General features: G+C 65.3%; 19 protein-coding genes. 7 read left to right on the top strand and 12 right to left on the bottom strand.

Annotated features, from left to right (window positions below):
* The first annotated feature begins 190 nt into the window (after window positions 1–190).
* Both ACR9ZH_RS05325 and galE read left to right on the top strand, forming a co-directional pair.
* Window positions 191–1,615 carry an undecaprenyl-phosphate glucose phosphotransferase gene (locus ACR9ZH_RS05325; protein WP_481289722.1) on the top strand — a complete coding sequence of 475 codons (1,425 nt, stop codon included), beginning with the start codon at window positions 191–193 and terminating at the stop codon, window positions 1,613–1,615.
* A 33-nt stretch (window positions 1,616–1,648) separates the two neighbouring features.
* Window positions 1,649–2,626, top strand: coding sequence for a UDP-glucose 4-epimerase GalE (galE, locus tag ACR9ZH_RS05320; RefSeq protein WP_481289721.1), 978 nt, complete (start codon window positions 1,649–1,651; stop codon window positions 2,624–2,626).
* A gap of 28 nt (window positions 2,627–2,654) precedes the next feature.
* Here galE and ACR9ZH_RS05315 read toward each other — a convergent pair whose 3' ends face one another.
* Genes ACR9ZH_RS05315 through ACR9ZH_RS05275 form a run of 9 tightly spaced genes read right to left on the bottom strand, consistent with a single transcriptional unit; the run spans window position 2,655 to window position 13,684 of the window.
* Window positions 2,655–4,106, bottom strand: coding sequence for a right-handed parallel beta-helix repeat-containing protein (locus tag ACR9ZH_RS05315; RefSeq protein WP_481289720.1), 1,452 nt, complete (start codon window positions 4,104–4,106; stop codon window positions 2,655–2,657).
* Window positions 4,107–4,118: 12 nt separating this feature from the next.
* Window positions 4,119–4,940, bottom strand: coding sequence for a glycosyltransferase (locus ACR9ZH_RS05310; protein WP_481289719.1), 822 nt, complete (start codon window positions 4,938–4,940; stop codon window positions 4,119–4,121).
* Window positions 4,937–5,419 carry a serine O-acetyltransferase gene (locus tag ACR9ZH_RS05305; protein ID WP_481289718.1) on the bottom strand — a complete coding sequence of 161 codons (483 nt, stop codon included), beginning with the start codon at window positions 5,417–5,419 and terminating at the stop codon, window positions 4,937–4,939. The genes ACR9ZH_RS05310 and ACR9ZH_RS05305 overlap by 4 nt, the downstream gene beginning before the upstream one ends.
* Window positions 5,412–6,686 carry an O-antigen ligase family protein gene (locus tag ACR9ZH_RS05300; protein WP_481289717.1) on the bottom strand — a complete coding sequence of 425 codons (1,275 nt, stop codon included), beginning with the start codon at window positions 6,684–6,686 and terminating at the stop codon, window positions 5,412–5,414. Before ACR9ZH_RS05300 ends, ACR9ZH_RS05305 begins: the two co-directional genes overlap by 8 nt.
* Window positions 6,683–7,570, bottom strand: coding sequence for a glycosyltransferase family 2 protein (locus ACR9ZH_RS05295; protein WP_481289716.1), 888 nt, complete (start codon window positions 7,568–7,570; stop codon window positions 6,683–6,685). Before ACR9ZH_RS05295 ends, ACR9ZH_RS05300 begins: the two co-directional genes overlap by 4 nt.
* On the bottom strand, window positions 7,570–8,994 hold the full coding sequence (locus ACR9ZH_RS05290; RefSeq protein ID WP_481289715.1) for a lipopolysaccharide biosynthesis protein: 1,425 nt from the start codon (window positions 8,992–8,994) through the stop codon (window positions 7,570–7,572). The genes ACR9ZH_RS05295 and ACR9ZH_RS05290 overlap by 1 nt, the downstream gene beginning before the upstream one ends.
* Window positions 8,995–9,006: 12 nt before the next feature.
* Window positions 9,007–10,239, bottom strand: coding sequence for a glycosyltransferase (locus ACR9ZH_RS05285; protein WP_481289714.1), 1,233 nt, complete (start codon window positions 10,237–10,239; stop codon window positions 9,007–9,009).
* A gap of 3 nt (window positions 10,240–10,242) precedes the next feature.
* Complete coding sequence (gene wcaK / locus ACR9ZH_RS05280) at window positions 10,243–11,475, bottom strand: colanic acid biosynthesis pyruvyl transferase WcaK (protein ID WP_481289713.1); 1,233 nt, start codon at window positions 11,473–11,475, stop codon at window positions 10,243–10,245.
* 19 nt (window positions 11,476–11,494) lie between these two features.
* Window positions 11,495–13,684: a polysaccharide biosynthesis tyrosine autokinase gene (locus tag ACR9ZH_RS05275; RefSeq protein ID WP_481289712.1), complete on the bottom strand. Its 2,190-nt coding sequence runs from the start codon at window positions 13,682–13,684 to the stop codon at window positions 11,495–11,497.
* Window positions 13,685–14,209: 525 nt separating this feature from the next.
* Here ACR9ZH_RS05275 and ACR9ZH_RS05270 point away from each other — a divergent pair.
* A complete protein-coding gene (locus tag ACR9ZH_RS05270) occupies window positions 14,210–16,582 on the top strand; it encodes a DNA polymerase II (RefSeq protein WP_481289711.1) in 2,373 nt (790 codons plus the stop codon).
* Between the two features lie 16 nt (window positions 16,583–16,598).
* Window positions 16,599–17,081, top strand: coding sequence for a VOC family protein (locus ACR9ZH_RS05265; protein ID WP_481289710.1), 483 nt, complete (start codon window positions 16,599–16,601; stop codon window positions 17,079–17,081).
* Between the two features lie 62 nt (window positions 17,082–17,143).
* Here ACR9ZH_RS05265 and ACR9ZH_RS05260 read toward each other — a convergent pair whose 3' ends face one another.
* Window positions 17,144–18,862, bottom strand: a complete 1,719-nt coding sequence (locus ACR9ZH_RS05260; protein ID WP_481289709.1) for a M1 family metallopeptidase — start codon at window positions 18,860–18,862, stop codon at window positions 17,144–17,146.
* Between the two features lie 116 nt (window positions 18,863–18,978).
* Window positions 18,979–19,896: a LysR substrate-binding domain-containing protein gene (locus ACR9ZH_RS05255; RefSeq protein ID WP_481289708.1), complete on the bottom strand. Its 918-nt coding sequence runs from the start codon at window positions 19,894–19,896 to the stop codon at window positions 18,979–18,981.
* 78 nt (window positions 19,897–19,974) lie between these two features.
* Between ACR9ZH_RS05255 and ACR9ZH_RS05250 the strand changes: the two genes are divergently transcribed.
* Entirely contained in the window at window positions 19,975–21,123 is a 1,149-nt protein-coding gene (locus ACR9ZH_RS05250; RefSeq protein ID WP_481289707.1) for an MFS transporter, read from the top strand.
* 205 nt (window positions 21,124–21,328) lie between these two features.
* On the opposite strand, the gene ACR9ZH_RS05245 is transcribed toward ACR9ZH_RS05250, so the two are convergent.
* Window positions 21,329–22,006 (bottom strand): VOC family protein, encoded by a 678-nt coding sequence (locus ACR9ZH_RS05245; protein ID WP_481289706.1) that lies wholly within the window; start codon window positions 22,004–22,006, stop codon window positions 21,329–21,331.
* Between the two features lie 289 nt (window positions 22,007–22,295).
* Between ACR9ZH_RS05245 and ACR9ZH_RS05240 the strand changes: the two genes are divergently transcribed.
* Both ACR9ZH_RS05240 and ACR9ZH_RS05235 read left to right on the top strand, forming a co-directional pair.
* A complete protein-coding gene (locus tag ACR9ZH_RS05240) occupies window positions 22,296–23,198 on the top strand; it encodes an NAD(P)/FAD-dependent oxidoreductase (protein ID WP_481289705.1) in 903 nt (300 codons plus the stop codon).
* 1 nt (window position 23,199) lies between these two features.
* Window positions 23,200–23,748: a DUF488 domain-containing protein gene (locus tag ACR9ZH_RS05235; protein WP_481289704.1), complete on the top strand. Its 549-nt coding sequence runs from the start codon at window positions 23,200–23,202 to the stop codon at window positions 23,746–23,748.
* Window positions 23,749–23,788: the final 40 nt, after the last annotated feature.

Raw genomic sequence — 23,788 nt, 5'->3', positions numbered from 1 at the left:
GCAGCATGAAGGTGTCGCGCTGGATTAAGTACGACATTTCAGTGACGGCGTCCCCGGTGCCGGGGGCGCATACGAAACGTGTCGGATGGGGCGCCCGTCGCATGACGGGTCGTCCGGTCCTACAGTGGGGACGCGTACCTGGGCAGTCCGGCCATGCCGGCGCCTCCCGCTTCGGCAGAAGGTACTTGTCATGCAATTGTCCAAATTCAACGCGTTGCTGGATCTCGAAATCCGGGCAAGCGACCCGATCTGCGCGGTAGTGGCTGGCTACCTCGCTTATTTCATCCGCTTCGACACTTTGCGGATGAGCAGCCTCTATGCGGTGGCGCTGATCATCCTCATGCTTGCGACGCTGGCTGCGTCGGTCTTTCTGCGGGCGTACGAGCAGCCGCTCGGGGAACGCTCCTTCGAACAGTATTGCTGCATCGCCGCATCGTGGACCGCAGGCTTCGCGGCGCTGATCGCGCTGGGCTACCTGCTGAAAGTCGGCGACCTGTACTCGCGCGCGTGGGTCACGCTCACGTTCTTCCTTGGCCTGGCACTCATGGCATCCGTGCGGCAGCTGGCAGTCGCCACGTTGTGGTACTTGCGCCGCCGCGGCGTGGGCATGCGCCGCTGCCTCCTGATCGGCGCGACCGAATCCGGCTTGCACATGGTGCAGCAGGTGAAGGCCAATCCCGGCCTGGGCATGGTCATCACCGCTTACGTCTCCACGTCCTACGACCAGGGCGTTCCCGACGGGATACCCTCCGCGGGTACGCTTCTGCACATCGACGAAATTCTCGACAGCGGCGAATGGGACGAAGTACTCGTGGCGCTCCCGGTGAGCGCGCACCGCGCCATCGGATATGCGCTCGATCGCATGGAAGAGCGCGTGATGACGGTCAAGTTCGTGCCGGACATGCTGGGACGGCAGCTGATCAACCAGCGTATGGAGGATTGCGGCGGCGTGCCGCTGGTGACCCTGCGCGACAGTCCCTTGCTGGGACATGCATGGATCCTCAAGGCCATCGAGGACCGCGTGATAGCGGCCGCCATCCTGCTCATGATCAGTCCCCTGATGCTCGTCCTGGCGATCGGCGTGAAGCTGTCCAGCCCGGGGCCCGTGCTCTACCGGCAGCGCCGCGTCGGCCTGGACGGCAAGGATTTCGAGATGCTGAAGTTCCGCTCCATGCCAGTGGACATGGAAAAGAACAAGGCCGTGCAATGGGGCAACGCCCAGGCCAAGACCACCACGCGCTTCGGCCGCTTCATTCGCCAGACCAGCCTCGACGAGCTGCCGCAGTTCATCAACGTGCTGCGCGGCGACATGTCCATCGTCGGGCCACGTCCGGAACGACCGATGTTCGTCGAGAAATTCAAGGGCGAGATCGCAGGCTACATGCACAAGCACCTGGTGAAGGCGGGCATCACCGGGTGGGCACAGATCAATGGATGGCGCGGCGATACCGATCTCGTCAAGCGCATCGAGTTCGATCTTTACTACATCAACCACTGGTCGCTGGCCTTCGACCTGCGCATCATCTTCCTTACGATCTTCAAGGGCTTCGTGCACAGCGAGGCATCTTCGGCGGTCGCACCGGCAGGGGATGTGCAGGTCAAGGAGGCCGGTTGAATACCTGCATCCACTATCCTGGCGGGGTATCGATTGAAGTTTCTCATCTGCGGCGGGGCGGGCTACGTGGGTTCGCACATGGTGCGCTACCTGGTCGAGAACCGGCATGAGGTGGTCGTCTACGACAACCTGTCGACGGGTCACCGCGAGGCGGTGAGCCCCGATGTGCCGTTCGTCCACGGCGACATCGGCGATGCGGTGACGCTGTGGCGGCTGTTCGCGACGCATGAGTTCGACGCGGTGATGCACTTCTGCGCGCGCTCGCTGGTGGGCGAATCGGTCCTGGATCCTTACCAGTATTACCGGAACAACGTGGCCAACACCCTGGTGCTGTTGGCCGCGATGCGCGAGGCAGGTATCCAGCGGCTCGTGTTTTCGTCGACGGCCGCCGTGTTCGGCAACCCGCGCAGCGAGACCATCGACGAGACCCACCCGACCGAGCCGATCAACCCGTATGGGCAGAGCAAGCTGATGATCGAGCGCGTCCTGGGCGACGCCTATCGCGCTTATGGCCTGCGATCCGTGGCATTGCGGTATTTCAACGCGGCTGGCGCGGATCCCTCCGGGTCCATCGGCGAATCGCATCAGCCGGAGACCCATCTCATTCCCAACCTGCTCCGAGCCGTGCTCGGGCATGGTCCCGGGCTCAAGGTGTTCGGTGACGACTATGGGACGCGCGACGGCACCTGCGTGCGTGACTACGTGCACGTGAACGATCTCGCCTCGGCTCATCTCCTGGCGGTGGAATTCCTCGAGGAGAACGAAGGGGCGTTCGCCTTCAACCTCGGCAATGGCGAAGGCTTCAGTGTGCGCGAGGTCATCGCGGCTGCCCGGCGCGTCACGGGACGCGAGGTGCCGCACACGATCGCCGGCCGCCGGCCGGGCGATCCCGCGACGCTCGTGGCCTCGAGCCTGCAGGCGCGGGAGCGGCTCGGCTGGCAGCCGCGGATCGGTGTGCTCGACGACATCCTGGACAGCGCGTGGCGCTGGCATCTGCAGCCGCGTTACTGACATGCAGGCCGCGCAGTGGTAGCGGCCGTCAGGCAAGGCGGGCGATGCGGTCCATGGCATCGGGAACGGGCTTGCCGTTCGCGAAGCATGCCTTTACCAGGGCATTCACTTCCGCCAGCGCAGGCCGCCGGGTGCGGAAGCGCTCCAGCACGCTCGTGTTCCCGGCAAAGTGATTCGCGCCCAACCGTGTCTGCTTCGCCAGCTTCATGTCGATGCCCGGCGATCCCGGGGCCACCACGATGTTGTCGTGTATCGCCGTGCCGCTGGGTACGCCGTGCCAGCTGGTCGCCTTGAACACGGTGATCTGGGAACCCGGGTCGGGCTTGCCGGGAATGATGATGATGTTGTTGTAGATCTGGCTGCCGTCCACCGGGCCGGAGATGCGCAATGAAGCGCTTCCGCTCTTGCGCAAGGCGTCGTTGATGCTGACGTTGTAACGCACGATGCTGCCGGTGTTGCCGATGCCTTGCGCACCCCTTCCGTCGTTGCAGACCAGGACCATGCCACCGGCGTTGTCGTGGCTGTAGTTGTACTGGATGATCGTGCCGCGGCAATGGAAATCGGCATCGTAGGCCTGGCCGTCGGCCGGGGCCTTGTGGCCGCTGACCTCGTTGTACTGGATGAGCGTGTTGTCGCAGTCGAACGGCCATATGCCGGCGGCGGCCTCGCCACGCGGAAGGTCGCCGCATTGGCTTACCGTGTTGCGTTCCACGAGTGCGCCGTCGCAACCCTTCACCAGGATGCCATCCCCGGGGACGCCGCTGAGACGGTTGCCGCGAACCACCACGTCGGTAGCCAGGCCTCCTGCACGGGTACCCGCACGAAGGAAGAGGATGCCGTCGCGCTGGCAGCGCTCGATCGTGTTGTCCTCTATGGTGAGGCCGTCGTAACGCGTGGGACGGCCCTTGCTCCTGGCTTCGACGAGGATGGCGCTGCCTCCGCCGTCCTTCTTGACCGGGGAGCCGTTGACGTCGTGGATATGCAGGCCTTGCAGCACGATCCCGTGCACGACGCCGGCATCTTCATGCAAGAGGTGCAGGGCCGTCCGGCGCGGTGCGGCCTGCCCACCGCGATTGGAGATCGCCAGGTTGCGCAACGTCCAGTACTTCACGTTCCGCAGCAGCACCGTGGAGGCGGCATCGCCGTCGGCATGCAGGTGGGGAAGCGCGCCGTCGCCATAGGCGTCCACCACTACGGGGGCATCCGCGCGGCCGGAACCCATGGGCTCGAATACCCCACGATAGTCGCCGCCGCGCTTGAAGAAGACGCGGTCGCCCGGTCCGAACCGGGTCTGGTTTAGCCTGCGCAGGCTCTGCCAGGCCTGCGCGGCGCTGCTTCCGTCGTGTCCGTCGTTTCCCGCGGCGCTGTCCACGTAGTAGCGCTTGCCGACGCCGGTCCCGGCGGCGACCTCACGCAGCGGCAGGATGGCAGCCACGGTCAGTGTCAAGGCGGTCCGCTGGAGGAAGGCGCGACGGTCCATGATGAAGGGCCCTCAGCGCCGCTCGCTGAGCGAGTAGCGGTACACCCCGCCGTGCTTCCTGAGCATATAGGCGAAGCCGGCGAGGTGCTTGATGGTCAGCCTGGAGAACTTGCGCGTGCGCCGCTTGTAGTCGTGGATCACGGAGATCTTCCGGCTGTAGTAATTGCGCAGGCCCATCTTGCGCGTGCGAACGCAGAACTCCGCGTCCTCCGGCCCGAAGAAGATGCGGTCGTCGTAGCCCATCAGCAGCGCGGCTACCTCCTTGGTGAAGGTCTGGTTGGCACCGAGTACGTAATCGACCTCCATGGGGTCGCGGCCTTCGTCGAAGCGGGTGTCCAGCATCAGGTGGCGTTCGAGCTCGCGCCGCACGAACCCGAGCCTGCGGCTGAACGGCAGGCGCGCCGCGATCGGCTGGTAGAAACGCGGGAAGCGTCGGGTCGAATCCTGCCGGCTGCGATCGACGTTGAGCAGCTCGAAGCCGACGACGCCGGCATCCGGGTAGGCCTGGAAGAACGCGTCCACGATGCTGCCGGGATCGTCGGTGAGGAAGATGGTGTCGTTGTCCAGGGTCATGCAGTACTTGCCCCGGGCAAGGAACAGCCCACGGTTGCGTGCCGGGCCGACGCCGAAGTTGCGTTCCAGCGGGAGATAACGGATCTGCGGAAGCGTCGCGACGAATTCCGCACTGCCGTCGGTGGAGCCATTGTCGACGACGATCACCTCGTCGCGGGCAAAGTCGACCTTGTCCAGCAGGGATCGCAGGCAGCGCTCGAGGTTATCCAGTTCGTTCCAGGTGATGATGACAATGGACAATCGCACGTCGGCCTCGCTCATGACGCTGCTCCAACAGGTGGCGTGGGTAGGGAAGAGGGAGTGATGACGGCATTGGCCTTCACCACGGCATTGTCCGGAATGACCACGGGTCCGAAGATGCACGCGCCGGTGCCGATGGTGACGTTGTCGCCGATCACCGGGGTTCCGTCGCCGGGCCAGCGGTTGCCGATGCAGACGCGCGCGTACAGCGTGCAGTTCGCGCCGATGGTGGTCTTGCCGTTCACGATGACGCCGAAGGCGTGATAGATCACGAGGCCGGGACCGATCCTCGTCGTGGTCGGCAGGTAGCACTTGAAGACGAATTCGGCGACCTTCTCGAACACGCGCAGCGGCGTGTGCAGCCGGCTGCCACGGGCGGCGGCGATCACGCGATAGCACAGGATCACCCAGAACGACTGGTCCAGCACCCACCAGAGCATGCCGCGGTATCCGGGCAAACTCTTGTAACGGCGCACGTCCGCGCGAAAGTCCTCAAACATGCCCATCCCCTTGTAGGAGCGGACTTGTCCGCGACATCTTTTCGCCATGAGGCAGCAGGGCCTGTGGCGCTTCGCGAAAGGCTGTCGCGGACAGGTCCGCTCCTACAGGCCGCCTGGCGGACTCCTGGCGCAGGCGGACGCGGCGCAGATCGTTGCGTGCGTAGAACATGCCCACGAAGAACCAGAAATAGGCTTCGTACCCGCTGAACTCGATGAAGGCCAGCATCAGGTAGCAGAGCAGGAAGGCCTTGATGTTGCGCTGCTGACCCTCGGCCGGGCGGAACAGGATGTGTCCCACCATCGCCAGGAACAGCAGCAGCGACTGCACGCCGCCTTCGAGGAGGAACTGCAGGTAGATGTCGTGGACGTTGTTCTCCACGAAGGTCAGGCCGGAAATCTGCTCCATCAGCGGGACGCCATTACCGACCCCGTAGCCGAAGAGGTTCTTCTCCAATGCCTGCGTCGCGCTGTTCCACAAGGCCAGCCGGCCGACGTTCTTGTGCTCGAGCTGCGTCTCGGCCTGGAGGTTGAAGCGGTCCAGGACGGGAATGTCCACGACGGAAGACACCACGAGCCCGCCGATCAGCACGATCATCGCAATGCCGAGGAAGGTGTAGAGGTAGTACGAGCGGGTCTTACGGGCGCGATATGCCGCGATCCCGATGGACACCGCCGCGCCGACCAGGCCGGCGCGGGAAAGCATCATGGCGCTGGTGAGGAAGGCGATCCCCGCGGCGATGGGGTAGGCGCGCGTACCCAGGAGAAGGATGGACAGGAGCGCCAGCAGGCTTGCCTCGATATTGCGGCCGCCCGTGGACATGTAAAGCACGCCCGACGCCGCCTCGCTGCGAGCGTACACGGCACCCAGCTGCCCCGCGTAGACCGCGTCGCGAACGAGGATGAAGACGATGCAGCAGCCGAGCACCCACACGAAGATGCGGCGCAGGTCGAGGTCCGGAAGCTTCCGCCCGAACACCACGCCGAGGAAGTACGACGCCGCCACGAACACGATCAGGGTGGAGCGCATGCCGCCGCCGTATTGGGTTGCCGCGGCGAGCGAAGTCAGGGCCATCGTGGCGATGAACGCGGTGGCCGGGTTGAACTTCAGGTGGCGCAGCGCCGGCACATAGATCACCGGCATGAGGAGCAGGAGGATGTGGTAGACGTTCACGTGCGACTTGCTGGCCGAGCTGTGAGTCAGCGGAACCTGCACGAACAGCATCGCCATGAGGACGACGGCGGCGGCACGTGTCTTGTTGATCTTCATCCGATCGCCACGCCGAAGAACTTGTGCAGCAACAGCTTGATGGTGGATTTGTATCCGCCCAGCGACACGTTGCGCACGATTTCGCCCAGCGGCGGCCGCTCCCGGTTCATCACGTACTGGATGTTGCGGTGGTTGCGCCGCTGGTCGGCATTCATCAGCCGCGCGTGCTTGGCGATGAAGCGCTCGCTGCCTTCGGCGCGCTTGCTGGAGTTGCGGATGCGTGCCCGCGAGCGGTCGTCGTCGACGAAGGAAAGCAGCGTGCGTGCCCGCACGGCCGGGCCGAAGCGGTCGACCAGGCGGATCCACATGTCGTAGTCCTGCCAGGACGGCATGGCCTCGTCGAACCCCCCCAGCTCGCGCATGCGCGACAGCTCGGTAAGCATCTGGTTGCCGGCGAGGTTGGCGTACAGCAAGTCCTGGAGCCCGAGCGGATCGGCCTTCGCCAGTTCCGTCCCGTCGTGGAGCCGGTCGCGCAGTGCGGCTACCTGGGAAACGGACTGGAAATAACGGAAGCGGCTGCACGCGAACGAGGGCTGGTGGCGGCGATAAAGGTCGACGAGGCACTCGATCCGCTGGGGATGGAAGAAGTCGTCGTCGTCGAGGCCCGTGACATAGGTGCCCGATGCGTGCTCGATGCAACGGTTGCGTGCCCGGCAGGCACCTTGCGGCGTGTCGTTGCGCAGGCCGATGATCTTGCCGGGATGGCAGCGGGTATACCAGGCCAGCACCTCCGGCGTGTCGTCCGTCGAGGCTTCGTCGCAGACCAGGATCTCTATCCTTGGCCAGGTCTGCTCCAGTACCGAGTCCAGCGCGCGACGCAGCAGGGCCGAGCGGTTTCGCGTCGGTATGTACACGCTGACCAGGGGTGCGGTCGTTCCGTTCATCAGGCGCCTACCGGTTGTGCGAAGCGGTTGAGCCACATGTCGCGCGTGCGCCAGGCCACCCACAGCAGCGGCGGCGTGACGAGCACGAAGCGGACCACGCTGGCCTTCCAGTCCTCGGCGGGGTAGATCGCCACCGCGAGCATGAGGAAGGCGTAGGGCACGAAGCTCTCCACGGTCCACGAGCTGAAGAATTCACGGGCCGTGATGCGGATGATTCTGGAGGAGAAGAAGTAGTACGAAAGCACCGTCGCGAGCACCTGGCTGATGGCCAGCGCCATCGCCATGACGTCGAGCGAGCGGGAGTACGCGCCGATCACCGTCACCAGCAGCGTCACGCCGCATATCCTCAGGTTCCAGCCGAACTCGATGTCCGAACGGCCAAGGCTCTGGCTGAGCGCACCGATCAGCGAGCCCAGGGGGCGCAGCATGCCGAACAGCAGCATCAAGGGAATGAGGTGCGACACGCCCGCGTAGCGCTGGCCGTACAGGATCGTTACCGCGGCGGGTGCGAACACCGCCAGCATGATGAACACGCCGGCGGCGGCCACCGATACGCCGCGCAACCCGGCGAGGTACAAGCCGCGAAGCGCTGCGGGATCGTCCTGTCGGGTCGCCAGCCGGGGCAAGGCCAGCCGCTGCACCACCGGCATGATCAGCTTGGTGGGCTGCAGCACCAGTTCCTTCGCCAGCGAATAGACACCCAGTGCGGCGAGGCCCAGGAACTTGCCGAGGATGATCTGGTCCGCCTGGCTGCGAAGCTGGTTGATCACCTGCGAGCCAAGCTGGAACGCGCCATAACGCAGTGCCTGCCGCACGATGAGGCGGTCGTACACGCGACCAGGGTGCCAGTCGCGGTCGGCGGCAGCCAGGAAGCACACCAGCCGCACCAGGCTGTTGACGATCATCGCGTAGACCGCTGCTTCGATGGAGGCGCCGAAGACGAGCACCAGCATCAGCAGGGTGGCCAGGCCGGACAGGCGTCCACCCACTTCGATACGCGCCAGTTCCGGGAGGCGGAAGGACTTGATGAGGCTCGCCTGGTATTGCGCGGCGAGCCCGAGCAGCGCGAAGTTCACGGTGGAAAGGCGCAGCAGGCCGCCGAGGACCTCCGAACCGTAGAAGTCGGCAATGGGGTAGGAGACGATGAACAGCACCAGTGCGGAAAACAGCCCCAGTCCCGTGCTGATCATGAACAGGGAGGTGCGTTCCGGGCGGGTGATGTCCTGCCGGTGCACGAGGTAACTGCTGAGGCCCATGTCCTGCAGCAGCGTGGCGATCGCGTTCACCACGTTGACGATGGCCAAGGCACCGAGCAGGTGCGCATCGACGTGATGGGCGAGCACCGCGATCTGGAGCAGCTGGCTGGCGGCACTGACCAGGGTGGACCCGGCGGTCCATAAGGCGTCGCGTCTGGTGGACGACATGGCGCGGGTCTCCTAGGCCAACCGGGCGGCGAGCTGGTCGTGAAGCCGGCTCTGGTTGAAGTGGGTTTCCACGGTGCGACGCCCGTTCCGGGCGATGGCAGCGAGGTCGTGGTCTCCGCGCTGGACGCTGGCCAGCGCGTCGGCCAACGCATCTACGTCGCGTTCCGGCACCAGCCATCCCGAGCGGCCGTGTTCGATCAGTTCGGGGATGCCGCTGTGCACGGTGGAAAGGCAGGGCACGCCGCTCGCCATGGCTTCCATGAGCGAGACAGGGATGCCCTCCTGGTCGCCATCCGTAGCGGTGACGCTCGGCAGCGCAAAGACGTCCGCGCGGGCAAGGGCTGCCTGTACATAGGCCTTGTCCCGGCGTCCGCGGATGAAGATTCGCTCAGTGAGTCCCTTCGCTGCCACGAATCGCTCCAGTTCGCCTTGCAGCGGACCGTCGCCGATCACCTCGAGCTCCACCGGCACACGGCGCCAGGCCAGCTGCGCCACCGCGTCGCACAGGTATGCCACGCCTTTCTTCTCGACCAGGCGCGCGACGCAGAGCACGCGCAGGGGCCGTGCCTGCACCGGCACCCGATGTTCCGGAGGCGCGAAACGGAAGCTTTCGAGGTCGACTCCCATGCGGTGCACGTGGATCTTTTCCGGCGTGCAGCCGAGCGAAACGAGCTTCCGGCTCCACGCCGCGCTGATCGGCAGCATGTGCTCACCCCTGGCGAAAAGTCGCTGGTAGTCGCCCAGATGGCGCGCGAGCACGCTGTGCTGGGAGAGGTCGTAGCCGTGGAATACGGTGTAAAGCGGACCTTCTAGCAGGCCCAGCGCACGCAGATGGTCTGCGAGCACGCCGCTCGGACCGAAATGCGCGATGATCGCGCGCGCCCTGAGCGGTTCGCGCAGGCGCCGCGCGGCGCCGGCGAGGACGAGGCTCTTCGCGGCATGGCCGTAGCGCCTGACCGAAAGCGCACGGCGCACGCGGCGGCGGGGCAGGCCGGGGAGTACCTGGCACAATCGGCGCAGCGCTATCTGCCAGCCGGCCGACGCACTCGCCGCGTGCGGAAAAATGAAGGTCGCGCGATCCATCAGGCCGCGCGTGGACACGATGTCGCCTGGCGCCGGCGTGGCGCCGCGGCTCACGGCGAGGATGCGCACGTCGAAGCCGCGATCGAGCAGGCCCACGATCTGGTCGATGACGAAGGTTTCCGAATACCTGGGAAACTCGGGAAGGACGAAGAGTACCGGCATGGCTCAGGGTCCGATAGCGAGCGTGGCGAGCAGGGATTCGCGCGCGAAGGCCTTTTCGCGGGCCACGGCGGCCGCCACCCGCGCGCGCAGGCCGGTGTCGCCAAGCAAGGCGAGCACCTTGTCGCGCAGCGTGCCGTCGAGCAGCGAGTGCACCGGCATCGCCAGATCGTCGACGCCAAGCCGCTTCATGATGCCTTCGGACTTGTGCTCATAGTTCAGCGCCACCGAGGGCGTGCCGAAGTTCATCGAGATGATCGCGCTGTGCAGGCGCGTGCCGATGGTGAGCACGCAGGCGCCGAGACGCCGGCCGAGCTGGACGTCGTTCAGTTCGTCCATCTCGACCTCGAACGATTCCGGCCGGCGAAGACGGGAGCGCACCTTGAGGGCGATCATGCGATCGTCCTTCGGGTAGCCGTCGATGGCCGTGCAGGTGGAGAACGCACGCACGTGGAAACCGGCGTCGATCACCGCATCCAGCAGCTGGGCGAACGCGCGTTCGTACTGCGCCTGGGTCACCCCCAGGCGCTTGTCGAACGGCGCAAGTTCGCGGAACGTGACCGCGACCGTGGGCTTCGCCATATCCACCTCCACCGGCGGGCCCGGGTGCACGAGCCAGGCGGTGTCCGAGGTCCAGCGAAGCTTTTCCTGCGGGATGGCGGCTTCCTGCATGTGTCGCGCGCTGACTTCCTCGCGCAATGCGAGCGCGTCGACCCGGGCCATCACGTCCCGCGACACCTTGCGGAAGAACGCGTGCTGGAAGGGCCCCACGCTGTGGCCGAGCATGTAGACGGGACGCCCGGCGAGCAGGGCGCAACTCGCCTGGTCGTATTGGGTGGCACCGTAGAGGTCCACGAAGAACGAGCCGCCCACCTGGATCACCACGTCGTACTCCGCCAGCGAGGCGATGTACTTGCGATGCAGCCGGGGCAGGGGAATGCACTTGGCCCACCATCGTCGTCGCAGGTGCCCGTGCAGCAGCCAGGGCACCAGCCGGCGCAGCAGGCTGGAACGCATTCCGCCGAGACGCTTCCTGCCTGCGTCCAGGTAATAGCCGTTCAGGATGTCGGGGAGCAGGGAGCGCCCCAGCAGGTACTCGGAACTCACCGGGAAGCGGCTGGTCACGTCGATCCTGCTTCCCGGGACTGCGTCCTCCAGGCATTCGAGCAGGCCGCGCAGGATGGCGCAGTCGCCGCGGTTTCCGCAGGTGTGGTTTCCGACGATCAGGATGCGCGTCATGGTCTTCGCTTCTCGCGGCTCAGGCCGGATCGGCCTTGTACTTGTAGTAGGCGTAGGTGGAATAACCGGACGTGCGGCGCTCGACGGCGTTGAAGATGGCTCCCTTGAGCTCCACGCCGTTGTGTTCGAAGCGTTGTTTCGCCAAGGCCAGTTCGCGTGCCTTGTTCAGCCCGAAGCGGGCGACGAGCAGGCTGGTGCCGGCGTGGTGGCCGATCACGGCCGCGTCCGTCACGGCGAGGATCGGCGGCGTATCGATGATGATCAGGTCGTAGGACGGCACCACGGCGGCGATGAACCGGGTGAAGTTCTCGTGCATCAGCAGTTCGGACGGGTTGGGCGGCACGCGCCCGCGGGCCACGAACGAGATGTTCGGCAACGGGCCCGGCTGCACCACGTCGGCCAGTTCCGCCTCGCCTACGAGGAGCTCCGACAGTCCGGGCTTGGGTTCGACCCGGAGTACCTGGTGCAGCGTGCCGCGACGCATGTCGCCGTCCACCAGCAGCACACGCTGGCCTGCCTGGGCGATCACCGCCGCGAGGTTTCCCGAGACGAAGGTCTTGCCTGCGAAAGGGCTGGAACCGGTGATCATCAGCACGTTGTTCTTCGCCTCGAGCCGCGCGAAATGCAGACTGGTACGCAGGCTGCGGATCGCTTCGACGGCGAGGTCCGACGGCGAGCCAATGGCGAGCAGTGGGCCACGCGGGGGCTTGCCGTGCCGGTTTTTCGGTGCCCGCACGCCGGGACCGGAACCAAGCGGCACCGACGCATATACCGGAAGGCCAAGGTCTTCGATGGCGGCGGGATCCTCGATGCCGCGGTTCAGGATCTGCCGCAGGAACACGAGGGCCAGGGCAAGGAAGCCGCCGAGGAAGGTGGCGACGATGACGATGAGGGCCTTGCGCGGCTGCACCGGCTGGGTCTTGTCCACCGCCGCCGTGTCCACGACGCGCACGTTGCCCACCGTGCCCGCCCTAGCGATGTCGAGTTGCTGCGCCTGGTTGAGCAGGCTGGTATACGTGGTGCTGCTGACCTGGACGTCGCGATTGAGCTTCAGCAGCTGCTGCTGGGTATCCGGCAGGTCGCCCACTTCCTTCTGCATCTTGTCCTTCTGCGCCTGCAGCTGTCCCATCTGCTGCTGCAGCGCCTTGTAGGCCGGATGGTCATGCGTGAAGCGGCGCTCGATGTCCGCTTCCTGCAGGTGCAGTTGCTGCATGCTGTTCTCGACCGCGACGATCTGGTCGAGCAGGCCCTTGGTCTGCATGCTGAGGTCGATGGAGTGCGACTTCGTCTGGAAGTCGTTCATCGCGGCCTGTGCCCGGTCCAGCTCCTGGCGTACCTTGGGCAGCTGGTCCTTGACGAACTGCAGCTGGCTGGCGGCTTCCGCGGAATTGCGCTCCACGTTCTGGCGCACGTACGCCGAGGTGATATGCGCCAGGATCTGCTGCGCCAGGTCGGGATCGGCGTTGTTATAAGTAAGGCCGATGATCCCGGAATCGTTGCCCTGCTCGAGCGCCACGACATCGCCCTGCAGCTTGCCGATCGTGCTCAGCCTGGGCTGGACGACGACGTCGAAGCGTGTCCCGGGATTGGCGACCAGCTGCTTGAGCTGCATCGTCACGCCGGCAGCGTGGACGAGCTGTCCCACCGATCCGTCCAGGATGCGCTTGCCGTCGTCGTCGAACAGGCCGTAATGCCCGCGCTCTCCGGCGCGCAGCTCGAGCTTCCGGCCCATGAGGGTATCGGGCACTTCGAGCCTGAAGATGTCCACCAGTTCGCCGCCCCAGCCATAGCGGCTCAGGCCGAAGCGGGGGGCTGCGAGCTGGCCTGGCTTGCGGCCACGCGAGAGGTAGTCGCCGATCAGGGGGAAGCGCTGCGGTTGCACCTGCACGTCCAGCCGCAGGTCGTCCACCGCCGCGCCGACGACGAGACGGGAGGTGATCAGCGCGATCTCGGTGGTGGCCTGCGATGCCGTCGTGCCCAGGGACTGGGTGAGATCGCTCAGGCCCGGGAGGCTTGGGGTCTTCTGCTCCACCTGCACGACGGCCGTCGCCTGGTAGATGGGAGTCGCAAGCATCGTGTAGAGCACGCCGGCCACGAAGAACGTGCCGGTGATGGCCGCGATGAGCCACTTGTGGTCGAGCAACGTACCGAACAACGCATTGAGATCGATAGTGTCGTCGTCATGAACCAGATCAATCTTAGTCGTCATGCGGCTGCGTCTTTCCCGAATCTGAATGGACGTCTAGACGTTTATATCGCTAGTAGTCTGAATGGGTCGGTAAGCTGCATGCGCTCATGTGTTTGATTCGACTATATTTTTTGCAGCAGGATGCGGCGCAGCCCTGATGGGGCGAACGCTTTTCGCACCTGCCTGGTGCGTTACCGGGGTCATGAGGCGCACGTTCTCCGGCGGGCTTGACGTTCTGCCCGTGCCGACGCCGTTCGTGGTGGAACACGATGTCCTTCGCCGATATCGATCCTCCGCTACATGGGGAATGGCGGATCGATTCACTGCCCCGAGCATAGAGGGCGTCCTGGATGCCTCAAAGCGATGAGTGCCGTTTTTGCGACACGCGTCAAGTAAACGTCGTCATTGTGTCGGCATTAAGGCAGCAGCGTCATGACGGCGTTAATACAAAGCACGCATCGTCTGCACGTTTTCCTAATGGCTCGTTCAGGCTCTGCTGTCGTGCCGTAGATCGGTGCAGTCAGGGCGGGCAGGTATCATTGGGAGATGAGTCTACCCAGCCGCCCGGGCTTCATCCTTACCCGCCGCTGGCGGGATACCGGACACGGGACCGACCTCGAGTTCTGGCTGGCCACGGACGACGGTCCCCGGCTGGTCATCGTCTCGGCGCAGTCGTCGGTGGCGTTCGCCGTGGCGTCGCGGCAGGCGGAGGTCGAGACGGCGGCACGCCGGGCCGGCGCCGCGGAACTGCGCGCGCTGCCGTTGAAGACCTTCGCCCAGGAACCGGTCCTGGGCGTCTACACGCGCAGCTACAGGCAGATGGTGCTGCTCGAGCGCCGTCTCCGGGAACGCGGCGTCGCCCTGTACGAAGCGGACGTGCGGCCGGCCGAGCGCTTCATGATGGAGCGCTTCATCACGGCCGCGGTGAACGTCGAAGGCGGTGTCGTGGATGGCGACCGCATTCTCGACCCCAGGCTGGCGCCCGAGGCGCATTACCGGCCGGCGCTGCGCGCGGTGTCCCTGGACATCGAAACCAGCGCGCATGGCGACCTGTACTCCGTGGCGCTGGAAGGATGCGGACAGCGGCAGGTATACATGCTCGGGGAGGCGGCGAAGGGCGCGGAGGTGCCGGACGACTTCGACCTCGAATACGTCGCCGAGCCTGGGCAGATCATCCATCGCCTGAATGCGTGGTTCCACGAACACGATCCCGACGCCATCATCGGCTGGAACCTCATCCAGTTCGACCTGAACCTGCTGCAGAGGCACGCCGATACGCATCGGGTACCGCTGCTGCTGGCGCGCGGAGGGCAGCCGATCGAGTGGCGCGCACACGGAACGCGCGAGGGTTTCCTCTTCGCCCCAACGGCAGGGCGCCTGGTGATCGACGGCATCGAGGCGCTGCGTGCCGCGCAGTGGAGCTCGCCGTCCTTCAGCCTCGAGCACATCGCCCAGACCCTGCTTGGCGAGGGCAAGGCGATCGACGACCCGTACCACCGCATGGCCGAGATCGATCGCCGGTTCCGCGAGGACAAGGTCGCGCTGGCCCGTTACAACCTCAAGGACTGCGAACTGGTGACACGGATTTTCGCCAAGGCGAAGCTGTTCGAATTCCTGCTCGAGCGTGCCCATGTGACCGGCCTCGCGGCCGACCACTTCGGCGGGTCCATCGCGGCCTTCAGCCATGTCTATCTGCCACGCATGCATCGCGCCGGTTACGTGGCACCCAATGTCGGCGATGTTCCCGATGCGCCGTTCCCGGGCGGGTTCGTGATGAATTCCCGGCCCGGCATCTACGATTCGGTGCTCGTACTCGACTACAAGAGCCTGTATCCGTCGATCATCCGCACCTATCTCGTCGACCCGGTTGGCCTGGTGGAGGGTCTGCTCGATCCGGCGGCGGCCGTGCCGGGCTTCGACGGCAGCTGCTTCTCGCGCGAAAAGCACTGCCTTCCCGCCATTGTCACCCAGCTGTGGGAGCGCCGCGACGAGGCGAAGCGCCTCGGCAACCAGGCGCTCTCGCAGGCCCTCAAGCTGCTGATGAATTCGTTCGTCGGCGTGCTGGGCGCCCGCGACTGCCGCTTCTTCGATCCCCGGCTGGTCTCGGCGGTGACGCTGCGCGGCCACGAAATCATGCGCCGCACGCGCGAGCTGGTGGAGGCGGAGGGATACGAAGCCATCTACGGAGATACCGATTCGATCTTCATCTGGCTGAAGCAGCGGCGCGGCGAGGCGGAGGCGGAAGCCATCGCGGACGTGCTGGTGGAAAAGGTGAACCGCTGGTGGCGCGAACACCTCGCCGGCACGATAGGCCTGGAAAGTGCCCTGGAGATCGAATTCGACACGCATTACCAGCGGTTCTTCATGCCGACGATCCGTGGCAGCGAGGAAGGCAGCAAGAAGCGATACGCCGGCCTGGTAGTGCGGGAGGATGGCAGCGAAGAGGTGGTCTATCGCGGACTGGAGACCGTGCGCACCGACTGGACGCCGCTGGCGCAGAAGTTCCAGCAGGCGCTCTACCTCCTCATCTTCAAGGAGCAGCCGTACGCCGGTTTCGTCGAGGACCATGCGCGGCGCCTGGTCGCGGGGGAGCTGGACGACCAGCTGGTCTATCGCAAGCGGCTGCGCGGCAAGCTGAGCGACTACCAGCGCAATACGCCCCCGCAGGTGCGCGCCGCGCGCCTGGCAGACGAATACAACGCCCGGAACGGTCGCCCGAGGCGCTACCAGAACGGGGGCTGGATCAGCTACGTGATGACCGTGAACGGGCCGGAGCCACTGGAAGCACTCGTCTCCCGGATCGACTACGAGCATTATCTGTCGAGCCAGCTGCAGCCCATCGCCGACGCGATCCTCGCGCCGTTGAACGACAGTTTCGCCAGCCTCACTAGCGCACAGAGCAGTCTTTTCCAGCCGTGAAGAGGGAGTCCCTGCCATGACCGTTCCAGCGAAGATCACGCCCTGCCTCTGGTTCGACTTCAACGCCGAGGAGGCGGTCAATCATTACCTTTCGATCTTCAGGAACGGCCGCATCCTGGAGACATCGCATTACGGAGACGCCGTGCCGTCGCAAAAGGGCAAGGTGCTCACCGTCCGCTTCGAGATCGAAGGCCAGCAGCTCCTGGCGCTGAACGGCGGCCCGAATTTCCCGTTCACCGAAGCGATATCGCTGATGGTCGACTGCGAAACGCAGGCCGAGGTCGATGAGATGTGGGCGAAGCTCGGCGCCGGCGGCAGCGAGGGCATGTGCGGCTGGCTCAAGGACAGGTTCGGCCTCTCGTGGCAGATCGTGCCGCGCCAGATGATCCCGATGTTCAGCAGCCCCGACAGTGCCGCCGCGGCACGTGCGATGCAGGCGATGATGACGATGAGGAAGATCGACATCGGCAAGATCCAGGCCGCGTTCGAAGGCAGGTAATACAGGGCATTCCCGTTCCCGCCGGCACGGCGTGCCGGCGGGAGAAGGGCTTGCCCGGACTGCTACCGGTGCTTGGGCCTGTGTTGCTTCATGTACTCGCTGAAGGCTTCCATCGCGGTATCGCGACGGAGGAGCTTCGACTCCGGGTCGATCACGTACAAGGTGTGCTCGTCCGGAAGCGTCACATCGCCACGTCCGTCGGTCATGGGCAGGGTCAGCACGCGGTCGCCGACCTTGACGTCCACCGGAAGAGGGAAGGGGCCGTTGCCCGGCACCGACCAGGTCAGGTGCAGGACCGTACCCTCACGCTTCACCTGCAGGTCGGGTAGCGCCGCCTGGTACAGGTAAACATTAAAGAACCAGCGCATGTCCTTGCCGGTGACCTTGTCGACGATGTCCATGAACTCTTTCGTCGTGCCGTAGCGCGGCGAGAAGTTGCCCGGCAGCGGATTCTCGGTGCCATACACCATCAGGCGTACCGCGCGGTAGAACGCCTCGTCGCCGATGGTGTTGCGCAGGGTGTGCAACATCAGGGCACCCTTGTTGTAGATGTCCTGGCCAGGGCCGCCGCGCTCGTCGTTGTAGACGTCCTCTTCGCGGCGCGGCGTGCCGGACACGATCGGGTGATGATTGGCCACGATGCTGCGCAGGCGCATCAGGGTGGAGAAGTACGCCTGCTGGCCCCCAAGGTAGCCTGCATACAGGGGCTGCATATAGGTGGCGAAGGCCTCGTGCAGCCACATGTCGTCCCAGTTGGCGTTGGTCAACTGGTTGCCGAACCACTCGTGCGAAAGTTCGTGCTGCAGGAGATCGTCGTAGCCGTAGGGCGTCTTGGCGTAGTCGTTGCCATACGCGTTCACGGTCTGGTGCTCCATGCCCTTATACGGCGTCTCCACGACGCCCATCTTTTCCGAACGGAACGGATAGGGGCCGATGGTGCCCTCGAGGTAGTCGAGCGTCTGCGGGAACTCGGCGAACAAGGCCCGTGCCTTCGCTTCGTCGTCCACGTACCAGTAATTCATCGGATAGCTGTCGCCGAAGCGGCTCTTGTACGTACCCGAAAGCTCGCGGTAGGGGCCGATGTTCAACGAGATGCCGTACGTGCTCACTTCGTGCGCGCGCCAGTGGTAGGTGCGCATGCCGTCCTTCTCTTCCATGCCCATGGACACGCCATTGCCCACGGCCACCAGCGGCGCCGGCACGGTCACGTATTCGTCCACCAGCTTCGGCCGTCCGGTCGGATGGTCGATGCACGGCCAGAAGATGTCGCAGCCTTCGCCTTCGACCGCGGTGGCGATCCACGGCTGTCCATCCGGCGTGGTCGACCAGACCATCCCGCCATCCCACGGCGGCTTGACCGCGGTATGGGGCCGGCCGTGATAGATCACGCGTATCGAGGTGGTGTCGCCGGCAATCAGCGGATGCGGGAAGTCGACTTCCAGGTGCCCATCGGTATTGCGGTAGGCCGACTGGGCCAGGCGCTGGCCATCCACTTCCACCGCGTCGATCGGCAAGTTGCGGTCGAGGTCGAGCACCATGCGCCTGAGCGGCGCTTTCAACTGGAAAGTCAGCGTGGTATCGCCTTCGAGCCGGCGAGCTACCGGGTCCACTCGGAAGTGCAGGTCGGCATGCTCGAAGCTGACGGCCTGCTGCTCCGGCGTGAGGGGCGCACCCGAGTTGCTCGTGAAGTCGGTGAGCGGCGGGGGTGCCGGCGGGGCGGAAGGCGAGCAGGCAACGGCGGTCAACGCGAGGCAGATGCCCAGCGGAAGGGAATGGCGCATGGTCGGGACGATCCTGGGAGGAGACGCAACACCCGACCATAGGAAGCCCCGAGGCGGGGGCGCATGTGCCGGTAGTCAGGCCACGGGATTTTGCGGGTACACCCGGAGGCTGCCTGCTACTGTGCGATCGCGGCGCGCATCCTGTCCGTCAGGTACTTCACCGTGGTATCCACCTTCGGCAGCAGTTGCCTGCGGCGGGGCCAGACGACGTGGATCGGCAGGCCGTCGATGTCGAGTTCGGGAAGAACCCGGCGCAGCTCGCCACGCCGAAGATGATCGCCGATCAGCCAGGTGGGCAACTGGGCGATGCCGGCGCCTGCGATCGCCGCGTCGACCTGGGCTTCCGCATTGCCCAGGACCAGACGCCGTTCCGGCAGGAACTGCTCGGCAGGTGCGCCATCGCTTCCGATGCTCCATGGACCGGGACTCGCATCGGATCTGCCGTAGAGCACCGCTGCATGGTTCCGCAGCGCTGTCGCATCCACGGGCTCGCCATGCGAAGACAGGTATGCCGGGGACGCGCAGAACACCTTGCGTTCCTTGCCCAGGTAGGCGTGGCCAAGGGCATCGGGCCAGCTGTCCTGCTGCGACACCCGGATGCCGACGTCGATCCCTTCGTCGATGAAGTCGACGATCCGGTCGGTAAAACTGATGACCGGACGGAGGTCCGGGTGACGCGCCAGGAAGGGAAGCAGCAGGGGCATCACCTTGAGGCGCCCGAAGGTCACGGGAAGATCGATGCGCAGGGTTCCGACGGGCTCGTCGCTTCCGTACGAAAGTACCTGCTCGGCCTCCTCGAGTTCGCCGAGGACGGAGCGGCACACACGCAGATAGGCTTCGCCTTCATCGGTGAGCGTGACGCGCCGCGTGGAACGGACGAAGAGACGCTTCCCGAGCCGCACTTCCAGCCGTGCGATGGCCTTGCCGACCGCAGAGGCGGTGAGGTGCAGGCGTTCCGCGGCAGCCGTGAAGCTGCCGGCATCGGCCACGGCGACGAAAACACCGATGCCGTTGAGTCGCTCCGATGGGTACATGGAATTAAGGAATCCAGTTCCGCAAAAGCCGGAAAAACTTCCCGGGATGAGAAATTGGGGAAACTCTAACATGGTGGGATGTCGAATCTCTCCTCACGGCTGCCGGTGCTCATTCTTGCCGTCGCCGCCTTCCTCATCGTCACCACCGAGTACCTGATTGTCGGCTTGCTGCCTGCGTTGGCTCGCGACCTCAACATTTCCATCTCGACGGCGGGACAGCTGGTCACGCTGTTCGCCGTGGTCGTGGCACTGGCGGGGCCGCCGCTCACGGCGGCGTTGTCGCACGTCGACCGGAGGGCGCTCTTCGTCGGCATCCTGCTGGTGTTCGCCGCCGCGAACGCGCTCGCTGCCGTCGCGTCGTCGCTGTGGGTGCTGGCGATCGCGAGGTTCGTGCCGGCGCTGGCCCTCCCGGTGTTCTGGGGTACGGCCAGCGAAACCGCGGCGAAGCTCGCCGGCACCGAGCGGGCGGGGCAGGCCGTGTCGCGGGTCTATCTCGGCATCTCCGCCGCATTGCTGTTCGGCATTCCCTGCGGCACCTTGCTGGGCGACGCGCTGGGCTGGCGCGCGGCGTTCTGGCTGCTGGCAGTGCTGTGCGCCGTGATGGCCGTCACCCTGGCCGCCAGCATGCCGCAGGTCGAACGTTCGCCGCGAATCCATCTTCGCGAACAGGCGGCGTTATTCCGCGAGCCTTTCTTCCTGGGCAACGTCGCACTGTCGATCATCGCCTTCGTCGCCATGTTCACGGCATACACGTATCTCGCCGACGTGCTGGAGCGCCTGGCTTCGGTGCCCGCGCCTCAGGTGGGTTGGTGGCTGATGGGCTTCGGCGCGATAGGGCTCATAGGCAACGCGCTGGGAGGAAAACTGGTCGACCGGTCGCCGCTCGCTGCCACCGGCGGATTCGTGGCGCTGCTCATCATCGGGATGCTGGCGGCGTTCGCGATGACTGGAACGCGGGCGATGTTCGTCGTCGCGCTGGCGGCCTGGAGCATCGCCTATACCGCCCTGTTCCCGATTTGCCAGGTGCGGGTCATGAAGTCCGTGACTCATTCGCAGGCATTGGCCGGAACGACGAACGTGGCGGCGGCCAACGCCGGCATCGCGGTCGGCGCGGTACTGGGTGGCATCGCCATCCCCGCATGGGGCCTGGGCAGCATCGGCATCGTCGCCAGTGTTGCCGGGCTGCTGGCCCTGGCGATCATTCCGATCGTGAACCGGCTGGCGTAATGAAGGCCCTCGCGAAAAGCCGTCGCGCGCAGGCGCGCTCCTACAGATTCAGCGGCACGCCGCGGGGGTTGTGTAGGAGCGCGCCTTGCGCGCGACAGCCTTTCGCGGCACGCCACAAGATCCCTAATCCCATCGCCTAAGTAACCGGCGCACTGCCGAGCCGCCGCGATGCCACATCCCCACCCATGCCAGCGTGCAGCCAAAGTCATAACGGCGGCGGCTTACCCTGCTGCTCGCTCATAAGGTACTCCGCATACCAATCCGGCCAGTTCTCATCGCGTTGCCCTCCGGTTCGCCGCTCATGCTCCCCATGGGCGGCTTCCGCCCGGCGTAGCGCTGCAGCGAGGTCTTTCTGCGAGTTGAAGACCGCGACGTCGGTCTCCACGCGACCGGGCAGCCGTTGCGTAATCTCCTGGAAGAGCCAGCCGTTGCCATCGGGATCGTTGAAAGACGCGAACGAGCGGTAACTGCTGCGCTCGGGATGCCTCCCACCGACCCGCGCGCGGCCGAAAAGATACGGCTCGTCCGGCCCGGCAAAGACTCCAGACGCATCGTGGAATACCTCGCTGACCTCCACGCCGCGGTCTAGCAATTCCTGACGGGCCGCCTCGACGTCGGAAACGATCAGGTACAAGCCCTGCGACGAGCCTGGGGTGGCTGCCGTGACGTTCTTGCCAAAGATGACGGAGCACGCGGAGCCCGGTGGCGTGAACTGGATGACGCGGTAGAAGCCGTCATCCGAGGCGTAGTCGGCATCCAGCCGCCAACCCAGGTCGCCGTAAAAACGCTTCGCGCGGTCTGCATCCGCGACAGGAAGAACGACGATTTCGAACTTCATGTCCATGCCCCGCGTGTGCGCGGGCCCGGCGGCGACATTGCTCATGGGAATCTCCGGTGGCTCGGATCGAAGACGGGATCTTGGAAGGGGAGCGACCGGAAGCTTAGGAGCGGATTCCGCAAAGGGATTGTCCGTCCTGGCATCCTGCCTGCCGCATATCCGTGCAAGTGACTCAGCCAGGACGCTTCGCTCTGTGAAGGTAGCGCGGGATTATCAACACCGAAAAGTGTGGATTCACTGCTTTAAAGGATCAGAAGCTCGCGCTTTCTGAGAACGACGCCGTATCGACGCCGGGCTTCCTAGATTGCCTGCGGTTCCCCGCTCAGGCGTTTCCATGAAAGACCTCTCCGATTGCCTGGTCATCGGCGCCGGCCCTGCGGGGCTGACCGCGGCCACCTACCTGGCCAGATATCGCCGGAAAATAGTCGTAGTCGATGCCGGCGAGTCGCGGGCGCGGTGGATTCCCGCGAGTCATAACTGCCCAGGCTTTCCTTTCGGGGTCGCAGGAAACGAGATACTGGCGCGTTTCCGCGCGCAGGCCGAAAGCCACGGCGTCCAGTTCGTGCGCGCCCGCGTGGAAGCGCTCGATGGGCACGACGGACATTTCCATGCCACCGGCGAAGGCATGACGTGGCATGCGCGCAACGTGTTGCTGGCCACGGGCGTGGTCGACCGGCTTCCGGATACGGAAGGCGTCGAGGAAGCCATTGCCGCCGGCAGCCTGCGCCTGTGCGCCGTGTGCGATGCATACGAAGCGCGCGACGAGGCCATCGGCGTCTATGCCCCGATCGCGGAGGGCCTGAACCACGCCATCTTCCTGAGGACGTTCTCCGCCGAGGTGCATGTGCTGGCGATCGACGCCACGGCACCGAATGAGGAGCAACGCGCGCGTGCGGAAGAGGCAGGGGTCGCCCTGCATACCGGCGTCCGCGCTCTGCGCTTCTCGCCGGGAGGATGCCTCGCCGTGCTGGCCGACGGCGCGACCCGGCATCTGGACACCGTCTATCCCGTGCTGGGTTCCGACCCCGGCACGCGGCTCCTGGCACCGCTGGCGCCGGCGACCGACGACGACGGCAAGCTGCATGTCGACGCGTCGATGCGAACGAGCGTATGCGGTTTGTTTGCCGCGGGCGACGTGGTGAGCGGGCTCAACCAGATCAGCGTCGCCGTGGGTCATGCCGCCATTGCTGCCACGGCGATCCACCGGCGGCTTCCGTTCAATCCACGGGCGACCTGACGTGGCGCTCTATTCGGTCGGTCATTCCAATCGCCGGATCGAGGACTTCCTGGCCGTGCTCCAGGATGCCGGCATCGAACGTGTCGTCGACGTTCGCACGTTCCCACGCTCACGCACGAATCCGCAATTCAACATCGAGGATCTCCCCGCCTCCCTGGCCGGCGCAGGCATCTATTATGAGTACCTGCCGGACCTCGGTGGCCGCCGGCGCAAGTCGAAAGACATCCCGCCGGAGGTCAATGGCTACTGGAAGGTATCGAGCTTCCACAACTACGCCGATCATGCGATGTCGGAATCGTTCCGGTCGTCGTTCCGGCAGTTGCTTGCCCGCAGCAACGCGCAGCACTGCGCCATGATGTGCTCTGAAGTCCTGTGGTGGCGCTGTCACCGGCGGATTATCACGGACTATGCGCTGGCCGCGGGCCGCGAGGTCCTGCACCTGTTCGATGTGGGCCATGCCGAAGCTGCCCGGCTCACGCCGGGAGCAGTCGTAAGTTCCGACGGTACGGTGACCTATCCGGCCCCCGGTCCGATCCTCGCGTCGAGGTAACACTCGCGGTGCCACACTCCGTAGCCCGGGTGCTTTCTGA

The sequence above is a fragment of the Luteibacter sp. SVR4-7G genome, assembly GCF_056755555.1.
The sequence above is the reverse complement of the archived record's forward strand: the minus strand, read 5'-3'. Positions and strand labels throughout refer to the sequence as shown.

Excerpts from the sequence above, each read along its gene's own strand:
- ACR9ZH_RS05260 (WP_481289709.1), bottom strand. The coding sequence starts at position 18,862 with ATGCGCCATTCCCTTCCGCTGGGCATCTGCCTCGCGTTGACCGCCGTT.
- ACR9ZH_RS05310 (WP_481289719.1), bottom strand. The coding sequence starts at position 4,940 with ATGAGCGAGGCCGACGTGCGATTGTCCATTGTCATCATCACCTGGAAC.
- ACR9ZH_RS05290 (WP_481289715.1), bottom strand. The coding sequence starts at position 8,994 with ATGTCGTCCACCAGACGCGACGCCTTATGGACCGCCGGGTCCACCCTG.
- ACR9ZH_RS05295 (WP_481289716.1), bottom strand. The coding sequence starts at position 7,570 with ATGAACGGAACGACCGCACCCCTGGTCAGCGTGTACATACCGACGCGA.
- ACR9ZH_RS05305 (WP_481289718.1), bottom strand. The coding sequence starts at position 5,419 with ATGTTTGAGGACTTTCGCGCGGACGTGCGCCGTTACAAGAGTTTGCCC.
- ACR9ZH_RS05265 (WP_481289710.1), top strand. The coding sequence starts at position 16,599 with ATGACCGTTCCAGCGAAGATCACGCCCTGCCTCTGGTTCGACTTCAAC.
- ACR9ZH_RS05245 (WP_481289706.1), bottom strand. The coding sequence starts at position 22,006 with ATGAGCAATGTCGCCGCCGGGCCCGCGCACACGCGGGGCATGGACATG.
- ACR9ZH_RS05270 (WP_481289711.1), top strand. The coding sequence starts at position 14,210 with ATGAGTCTACCCAGCCGCCCGGGCTTCATCCTTACCCGCCGCTGGCGG.
- wcaK (WP_481289713.1), bottom strand. The coding sequence starts at position 11,475 with ATGACGCGCATCCTGATCGTCGGAAACCACACCTGCGGAAACCGCGGC.
- ACR9ZH_RS05300 (WP_481289717.1), bottom strand. The coding sequence starts at position 6,686 with ATGAAGATCAACAAGACACGTGCCGCCGCCGTCGTCCTCATGGCGATG.
- ACR9ZH_RS05255 (WP_481289708.1), bottom strand. The coding sequence starts at position 19,896 with ATGTACCCATCGGAGCGACTCAACGGCATCGGTGTTTTCGTCGCCGTG.
- ACR9ZH_RS05315 (WP_481289720.1), bottom strand. The coding sequence starts at position 4,106 with ATGGACCGTCGCGCCTTCCTCCAGCGGACCGCCTTGACACTGACCGTG.
- ACR9ZH_RS05240 (WP_481289705.1), top strand. The coding sequence starts at position 22,296 with ATGAAAGACCTCTCCGATTGCCTGGTCATCGGCGCCGGCCCTGCGGGG.
- ACR9ZH_RS05285 (WP_481289714.1), bottom strand. The coding sequence starts at position 10,239 with ATGCCGGTACTCTTCGTCCTTCCCGAGTTTCCCAGGTATTCGGAAACC.
- ACR9ZH_RS05325 (WP_481289722.1), top strand. The coding sequence starts at position 191 with ATGCAATTGTCCAAATTCAACGCGTTGCTGGATCTCGAAATCCGGGCA.
- ACR9ZH_RS05275 (WP_481289712.1), bottom strand. The coding sequence starts at position 13,684 with ATGACGACTAAGATTGATCTGGTTCATGACGACGACACTATCGATCTC.
- ACR9ZH_RS05250 (WP_481289707.1), top strand. The coding sequence starts at position 19,975 with ATGTCGAATCTCTCCTCACGGCTGCCGGTGCTCATTCTTGCCGTCGCC.